Origin of the sequence: Kitasatospora sp. NPDC091257, from assembly GCF_044757675.1 — a bacterium.
GTDB classification, from domain to species: domain Bacteria; phylum Actinomycetota; class Actinomycetes; order Streptomycetales; family Streptomycetaceae; genus Kitasatospora; species Kitasatospora lactacystinica.
In genome coordinates, this window is sequence record NZ_JBIVVI010000363.1 from 1 (window position 1) to 7,333 (window position 7,333).

5 protein-coding genes, 1 rRNA gene and 1 pseudogene are annotated in these 7,333 nt (G+C 70.2%); 3 read left to right on the plus strand and 4 right to left on the minus strand.

Translation table 11 applies throughout. The annotated features are described in order from the left end of the window. Window positions 1-294 (plus strand): annotated as a pseudogene (locus ACIQOV_RS18375) (heavy metal translocating P-type ATPase); the annotation flags it as partial. 100 nt (window positions 295-394) lie between these two features. On the opposite strand, the gene ACIQOV_RS18380 reads toward ACIQOV_RS18375, so the two are convergent. The 3 genes from ACIQOV_RS18380 to ACIQOV_RS18390 form a co-directional block, all read right to left on the minus strand. After that, on the minus strand, window positions 395-1,114 hold the full coding sequence (locus ACIQOV_RS18380; RefSeq protein ID WP_380550267.1) for an SDR family NAD(P)-dependent oxidoreductase: 720 nt from the start codon (window positions 1,112-1,114) through the stop codon (window positions 395-397). A 557-nt stretch (window positions 1,115-1,671) separates the two neighbouring features. After that, window positions 1,672-2,961, minus strand: a complete 1,290-nt coding sequence (locus ACIQOV_RS18385) for a citrate synthase (protein WP_401049637.1) — start codon at window positions 2,959-2,961, stop codon at window positions 1,672-1,674. A 225-nt stretch (window positions 2,962-3,186) separates the two neighbouring features. Beyond that, complete coding sequence (locus ACIQOV_RS18390) at window positions 3,187-5,424, minus strand: ATP-dependent RecD-like DNA helicase (protein ID WP_401049639.1); 2,238 nt, start codon at window positions 5,422-5,424, stop codon at window positions 3,187-3,189. Between the two features lie 183 nt (window positions 5,425-5,607). Here ACIQOV_RS18390 and ACIQOV_RS18395 point away from each other — a divergent pair, with 183 nt between their 5' ends. Both ACIQOV_RS18395 and ACIQOV_RS18400 read left to right on the plus strand, forming a co-directional pair. After that, the gene (locus tag ACIQOV_RS18395) at window positions 5,608-6,399 is read left to right on the plus strand and encodes a VOC family protein (protein WP_401049641.1); all 792 of its coding nucleotides are present in this window, start codon (window positions 5,608-5,610) and stop codon (window positions 6,397-6,399) included. A 115-nt stretch (window positions 6,400-6,514) separates the two neighbouring features. Then, on the plus strand, window positions 6,515-6,976 hold the full coding sequence (locus ACIQOV_RS18400) for a GNAT family N-acetyltransferase (RefSeq protein ID WP_401049643.1): 462 nt from the start codon (window positions 6,515-6,517) through the stop codon (window positions 6,974-6,976). A gap of 63 nt (window positions 6,977-7,039) precedes the next feature. On the opposite strand, the gene rrf is transcribed toward ACIQOV_RS18400, so the two are convergent. Then, window positions 7,040-7,156: ribosomal RNA gene (gene rrf / locus ACIQOV_RS18405) — 5S ribosomal RNA — on the minus strand. Between the last annotated feature and the right edge of the window lie 177 nt (window positions 7,157-7,333).

Sequence of the window (7,333 nt, forward strand, 5' to 3'; positions counted from 1 at the left end):
CAGGCCGACCTGGGCCTGGCGATGGGCACCGGCACCGACGCCGCCATCGAGGCCGGCGACCTCACCCTGGTCCGCGGCGACCTGCTGGCCGCGGCCGACGCCATCCGGCTCTCCCGCAGGACCCTGGGCACCATCAAGGGCAACCTGTTCTGGGCCTTCGGCTACAACGTGGCGGCGATCCCGCTGGCCGCGGCCGGCCTGCTCAACCCGGTGATCGCGGGGGCCGCGATGGCCTTCTCCTCGGTCTTCGTGGTCACCAACAGCCTGCGGCTGCGCCGCTTCCGGCCCGCCTGAGCCCGTACACGCCGCAGGCCCCGACCGGTTCCGGTCGGGGCCTGCGGCATGTCTCGACGCCCGGCGCCCCGGGGTTCCGGCGCCCGAACGTCCCGGCGGCTCAACGCCCCAGCAGCTCGCCGCCGTTGCAGTGCAGGATCTCGCCGGTGATGAACCCGGCCTCGGGCGAGGCCAGGAAGTGCACCGCCGCCGCGACCTCGCCGCTCTCGCCGATCCGCCCGAGCAGGGTGCGGGCGGCCCGGCGGGCGACCTCGGCCTCGTCCAGCCGCGGCCCGAAGAACTCGGTGCCCGCGACGGTGCCCGGCGCGACGATGTTGGCGGTGATGCCCGAGGTGCCCAACTGGGCGGCCAGGAAGTGGTTCCAGGCGTGCAGCGAGGCCTTCGCCGCGCCGTACGAGCCGGCCCCGCGCAGGGCGGCGATGGAGCTGACGGTGACCACCCGGCCGGAGCCCGGGGTGAGCCGGTCGCGGACCGACTCGGTGAGCAGCACCACGGTCAGCACGTTGCGCTCGAAGTCGCCGCGCCAGCGCGCCAGCAGGGCGTGCGGCCCGCCGCCGACCACGGTCTCGCGGCTGCCGGCGTTGTTGATCAGGACGTCGATGCGCTCGGGCAGTTCGGCGAGCGCGGCCTCGACGGCGTCCGGGTCGGCGAGGTCGCACACCAGCGGGGTGACGTTCGGTCCGAGGTCGGCCGCGGCCTTCTCCAGGACCTCCCGGCGGCGCCCCACGATCACCACGTGGTCGCCGGCCTCGACGAACCGCCGCGTGACTTCGTACCCGATTCCCGTGCCACCGCCGGTGACGACGACGTTCCTGGCCATCTGCGCACTCCCTCCCCAGTTCCGCCGTCGCGCGGCGAATGTGCGCGACGGTCCGTACCGGAATGCCACGATTCCTATCACGCTCGGTTGCCGTGACTGCGGGGAGGGTGACGTCCCGCGCGAGCGAAGGTGTGATATGGGCGTGGTACGAAGCGCACACGGAGCGTGGCGAGAGGCAGCTCACACCCCCCGGGCGTAACTTCTCGCACCCTGATACGTCTTAGGTTGGTAGTGCGGCAGTTTTTCCGATGGGCGGGGACACGCTGAACGGCAATGTGTCCCCGCGCTTCCAGGACTGTCGCCGACGGGGCTCCGGCGGGCCCCGGGAACGGTCGTCGAACCCGACGGCCTTCGCGCACGACGCCGGGGTCCTGGCGGGCCTGGGACGCTTTGAGCGGCCGTCCCCGGCTGCGGCCGACCCCGGAGTCGTGCGCCGTACGGTTCCGTCCCCGCGCGGGCCCTCGGGCGCGCCACCGGGACGCGAAGGGGCCCGGCCGCTCGACAGCGGCCGGGCCCCTCTCAGCTTCCGCGCGGGCCGGTGGTCGGCTCCGCCACGGTCAGCGGGCGTCCAGCGGGACGTAGTCGCGGATCGCGGTGCCGGTGTAGATCTGGCGCGGACGGCCGATCCGGCTGGTCGGGTCGTTGATCATCTCGTGCCAGTGGGCGATCCAGCCCGGCAGCCGGCCGAGCGCGAACAGCACGGTGAACATGCTGGTCGGGAAGCCCATGGCGCGGTAGATCAGGCCGGTGTAGAAGTCCACGTTCGGGTATAGCTTGCGCGAGATGAAGAAGTCGTCCTTGAGGGCGTGCTCCTCCAGCTTGAGCGCGATGTCCAGCAGCTCGTCGCTCTTGCCGAGCTGGCCGAGGACCTCGTGCGCGAGCAGCTTGACCTGGGCGGCGCGCGGGTCGAAGGCCTTGTAGACCCGGTGACCGAAGCCCATCAGCTTGACGCCGGCTTCCTTGTTCTTCACCTTCGTGATGAAGGCGTCGACGTCGCCGCCGTCCTTCTGGATGCTCTCCAGCATCTCCAGCACGGCCTGGTTGGCGCCGCCGTGCAGCGGGCCCCACAGGGCCGAGATGCCGGCCGAGATCGAGGCGAACAGGTTGGCGTGGCTGGAGCCGACCAGGCGCACGGTGGACGTCGAGCAGTTCTGCTCGTGGTCCGCGTGCAGGATGAGCAGCTTGTCCAGCGCGTTGACGACGACCGGGTTGAGCTCGTAGTCCTCGGCGGGGACGGCGAAGGTCATCCGCAGGAAGTTCTCGACGTAGCTCAGGTCGTTGCGCGGGTAGACGAAGGGCTGGCCCATCGCCTTCTTGTACGCGTACGCGGCGATCGTCGGCAGCTTGGCGAGGAGGCGGACCGTCGACAGGTGGCGCTGGGCCGCGTCGAACGGGTTGTGGCTCTCCGGGTAGAACGTGGACAGCGCGCCGACGACCGAGGACAGCATGGCCATCGGGTGGGCGTCCCGCGGGAAGCCCTGGAAGAAGCGCTTGACGTCCTCGTGCAGCAGGGTGTGCTGGGTGATCTCGCGGTTGAACTCCGCCAGCTGGTCCGTGTTGGGCAGCTCGCCGTTGATCAGGAGGTACGCGGTCTCGATGAAGCCGCCATCGGAGGCGAGCTGCTCGATCGGGTAGCCGCGGTACCGCAGGATGCCGTTGTCACCGTCCACGAAGGTGATCGCGGACTTGTACGCGGCGGTGTTACCGAAGCCGTTGTCCAGGGTGACCAGGCCGGTCTGCGGGAGCAGCTTCGAGATGTCGAAGCCGGAGTTGCCCGCAGTGCTCTCGACGACGGGGTACTCGTACTCGCCGTCCTGGTACCTCAGTACTACCGAGTTGTCGCTCACGTCTTCCTCACCGACGAAATGAATCCTCTTCCAAGGTGCCCTGACTGTCTCTACCATCCCCCATCCGGAGGACAGTCGCGCACCCGGGGTGGCCCGAAAGGGCCCGCCCCTACAAAACCTGCCGCCGCAGCCGGTACGAACCGGACAAGATCGGCACCACCCTAGGCTCTGCCGTAAATCTCTTCACGTCAAGAGAACATTAGAGGCAACCATCCCGTTGGATAATCATCCAGCTGTCAGTCGATGGTCGAGCGCGGTATGCCTCCGACCTGCGCTGACGGCCCGGACCGCCTGCCCGATCGCCTTGCGTGACCCCACCAGCACCACCAGTTTCCTCGCCCTGGTCACAGCGGTGTAGAGCAGATTTCGCTGGAGCATCGTCCAAGCGGACATGGTGACCGGAATCACCACGACCGGGTACTCGCTGCCCTGCGAGCGGTGGATCGTCACCGCGTACGCGTGGGCCAGCTCGTCCAGTTCGTCGAAGTCGTACGACACCTCCTCGTCCTCGTCGGTGAGCACCGTCAGCCGCTGGTCGTCGACAGCCAGGGCGGTCACCACTCCCACTGTGCCGTTGAAGACACCGTTGCGCCCCTTGTCGTAGTTGTTGCGGATCTGGGTGACCTTGTCCCCCACCCTGAACGTGCGCCCGCCGAAACGGCGTTCGGCCAACCCCTCCCGGGCCGGCGTCACCGCCGCCTGGAGCAGGGTGTTCAGGTTCCCCGCGCCCGCCGGGCCGCGGTGCATCGGCGCCAGCACCTGCACGTCCCGGCGCGGGTCGAAGCCGAACTTCTGCGGGATCCGGCGCGCCACCACGTCCACCGTCAGCCCGGCCGCCCGCTCCGCGTCGTCCTCGGCGAACAGGAAGAAGTCCGCCAGACCGTCCGTCAGCGGCGGCCTGCCCTCGTTGATCCGGTGCGCGTTGGTCACCACGCCGGACTGCTGGGCCTGCCGGAAGATCCTGGTCAGCCGCACCGACGGGATCGGCCCGCCCTCGGCCAGCAGATCCCGCAGCACCTCCCCGGCGCCCACCGACGGCAACTGGTCCACGTCCCCCACGAACAGCAGGTGGGCCCCCGGCGGCACCGCCTTGACCAGCTTGTTCGCCAGGATCAGATCCAGCATCGAGGCCTCGTCGACCACCACCAGGTCCGCGTCCAGAGGCCGGTCCCGGTCGTACGCGGCGTCCCCGCCCGGCTTCAGCTCCAGCAGCCGGTGCACCGTCGAGGCCTCCACCCCGGTCAGCTCCGCCAGCCGCTTCGCCGCCCGGCCGGTCGGCGCCGCCAGCACCACCTTGGCCCGCTTCGCCAGCGCCAGCGTCACGATCGACTTCACCGTGAACGACTTGCCGCACCCCGGACCGCCCGTCAGCACCGCGACCTTCTCGGTCAACGCGAGCCGCACCGACTGCTCCTGCTCCGGCGCCAGTTCGGCCCCGGTCCGCTTCGCCAGCCACTCCAGCGCCACCGGCCAGTCCACGTTCCCGAACCACGGCATCCGGTCCGCGTCCGACCGCAGCAGCCGGACCAACTGGTTGGCCAGCGAGATCTCCGCCCGGTGGAACGGCACCAGGTACACCGCCGTCACCGGCAAGCCGCCCTCCCCCGGGACCGCCTCGCGCACCACCCCCTCCGCCGCCACCAGCTCCGCCAGGCAGTCGATCACCAGCCCGACGTCCACCTGGAGCAGCTTCACCCCGTCCGCGATCAGCCGCTCCTCCGGCAGGAAGCAGTGCCCCTGGTCGGTGCTCTGCGACAGCGCGTACTGCAGGCCGGCCTTCACCCGCTCCGGGCTGTCGTGCGGAATGCCCACCGCCTGGGCGATCCGGTCCGCCGTCAGGAAGCCGATGCCCCACACGTCCGAGGCCAGCCGGTAGGGCTCGTTGCGCACCACCCCGATCGAGCCGTCGCCGTACTGCTTGTAGATCCGCACGGCCAGCGAGGTGGACACCCCGACCCCCTGCAGGAAGACCATCACCACCTTGATGGCCTTCTGCTCCTCCCAGGCCGCCGCGATCTTCTTCGTCCGCTTCGGCCCCAGCCCCGGCACCTCGATCAGCCGGCCCGGCTCGTTCTCGATCACGTCCAGGGTCTCCACCCCGAAGCGCTCCACGATCCGCTCGGCGAACCGCGGCCCGATCCCCTTGATCAGCCCCGAGCCCAGGTACCGCTGGATCCCCTGGACGGTGGCGGGCAGCACCGTGGTGTAGTTCTCGACCGTGAACTGCCGCCCGTACTGCGGGTGCGAACCCCACCGCCCGTGCAACCGCAGCGACTCGCCGACCTGCGCCCCCAGCAGCGCGCCCACCACCGTCAGCAGGTCGTTCGCGCCCCGCCCGGTGTCCACCCGGGCCACCGTGTAGCCGGTCTCCTCGTTGGCATAGGTGATCCGCTCCAGCACGCCCTCGACCTGCGCGAGCTGGTGCGGCACCTGCTGCCCGGACTGCGCCGCCTGCTTGCTCACCGGACCCCCTTCGACCGGTACGGGTGGATCAATGCCGCTACGCACCGTACCGCCCCGTACCGACAGCCCCGGAACCCGTTGCCTGCCGTGCACCGCCCCGGCCGAGGTGCCAGGCTGGGAGGGACCGAGGGGGACCGCCGTCGACCACGCCCGCCCGGGCCCCGTCCGAGGAGCAGTGCCGCCATGCTCAACACCGACTTCCGCCCCGGTTCCCCGGACTGGCTCGACCTGAGCAGCCCCGACACCCGCGCGTCCGTCGACTTCTACACCACGCTGTTCGGCTGGACCTTCGACTCGGCCGGTCCCGAGGCCGGCGGCTACGGCTTCTTCCAGCTCGACGGCCGGACCGTCGCCGCCCTCGGCCCGCTCCCCGACGAGGCGACCCCGCCCGGCTGGACGCTCTACTTCGCCACCGAGGACGCCGACCGCACCACCGCCCTGGTCGAACAGGCCGGCGGCCGCGTCCGGTACGCCCCCTTCGACGTCTTCACCGCGGGCCGGATGGCCGGCTGCACCGACCCGACCGGCGCCGACTTCGCCGTCTGGCAGCCGCACGACACCCGCGGCCTGGACCTCGTCACCGAGGAGGGCAGCCTCTGCTGGGCCGAGTGCTACAGCGTCGACGCCGAACGCGCCAAGTCCTTCTACCGCGCCGTCTTCGACTGGCAGGAGCAGGACGTCCCGCTCGGCGAGCTGATGTACACCGTCCTCACCCCGGCCGGCGGCGGCACAGACGACGCCCACGGCGGCATCATGCAGCTCGGCCCCGAACACACCGCACGCGGCACCGGCTCGCACTGGCTCCCCTACTTCGAGGTCCCCAACACCGACGCCAGCCTCGCCATCGCCGCCACCCTCGGCGCGACCGTACGGATCCCGGCCATGGACGTGCACGGCGTCGGCCGTCTGGCCCAACTGGTCGACCCGCACGGCGCCGTCTTCGCCGTCATCACCAGCACCAAGCCCGGGGAGTGACGGCCGATGGGGCCCACGCCCCTCGGGACCCACGGCCCTTCAGAAGGGCCGTGAAGGGGTGCTACGGGCGTAGACAGGGTGTGGTGGCCGCCTCACATGCTTCTAGTCTCTGATCATGACTGAAACGGCTGTTCTGACGATCCGACGGGCCACCGCCGACGACCTGCCGGCGATCGTGACCATGCTGGCCGACGACCCACTGGGCGCCACCCGCGAGAGCCCCGACGACCTCACCCCCTACCGCGCCGCCTTCGCCCGCCTCGACGGCGACCCCCACCAGCACCTGGTCGTCGCCGACCGGGCCGGCCGCACCGTCGGCACCCTGCAGCTCACCGTCGTCCCGGGCCTCTCCCGGGCCGGCGCCACCCGAACGATCATCGAGGGCGTCCGCATCCACGCCGAGGAACGCGGCAGCGGACTGGGCACCGACCTCATCCGCTGGGCCGTCGACCGCTCCCGGGAACTCGGCGCCGACCTCGTCCAGCTCACCTCCGACGCGACGCGCACGGACGCGCACCGCTTCTACGAGCGGCTCGGCTTCACGGCCTCGCACGTCGGGTTCAAACTCAAGCTCTGACAATCGCCGGGAAACGCGAAGAACCCCCATCCGGATCCCGGATGGGGGTTCTTCTGAAGAATTGTTCGGCGGCGTCCTACTCTCCCACAGGGTCCCCCCTGCAGTACCATCGGCGCTGTAAGGCTTAGCTTCCGGGTTCGGAATGTAACCGGGCGTTTCCCTCACGCTATGACCACCGAAACACTATGAAACTGTCACCGCACACCCGACAAAAAGATTCGGGCGGGTCGTTGTTTCAGAACAACACAGTGGACGCGAGCAACTGAGGACAAGCCCTCGGCCTATTAGTACCGGTCAACTCCACCCCTCACAGGGCTTCCATATCCGGCCTATCAACCCAGTCGTCTACTGGGAGCC